Annotated in this window: 1 protein-coding gene; it reads right to left on the reverse strand. The window is 50.5% G+C overall.

Annotation, left to right across the window (positions count from 1 at the left end; translation table 11 throughout):
- Positions 1–346, reverse strand: a 346-nt coding sequence (locus BW139_RS18220) for a hypothetical protein (protein WP_175611425.1), incomplete at its 3' end; no start/stop codon positions are given.
- Between the last annotated feature and the right edge of the window lie 88 nt (positions 347–434).

Genomic DNA, 434 nt, shown 5'->3' on the forward strand with positions numbered 1-434 from the left:
ATTTATGACTCATCTTTCCTCTCTCTCCCCTCTCTTTTCTCCTCCCTCTCCTCCTCCCCCCTCTCTTCCCCCTCCTTCCTTTCTCCCCTCCTTCCCTCTTTTCCCCCCCTTTCTCCCTCCTTCCTTCTTCCCCCTCTCTCTCTCCCCTCTCCCCTCTCTTCTCTCTCTTCCTCCTCCCCCCTTTCCCCCTTCCCCTTTCCTCCCTCTCTCTCTCTTTCTCTCTTCCTTTCTTCTCTCTCTTCTTTTCTTCCTTTTTCTTCCCTCTCCCTTTTCCTTTTCCTTTCCCTTCCTTTCCTTTCTCCCTCTCTCCCCTCCCTTTTCCTCTACCTCCCCCTTTATCTATCACAAACTTACATATCTAGAACAACAATTGCTGCAATCACTCAAGCAGCTACAAACAGACTACGAGACGCAGTTCAGCGAACTACACGAGT

Origin of the sequence: Pseudoalteromonas sp. SK18, assembly GCF_001974855.1 — a bacterium.
Taxonomy (GTDB): Bacteria; Pseudomonadota; Gammaproteobacteria; order Enterobacterales; family Alteromonadaceae; genus Pseudoalteromonas.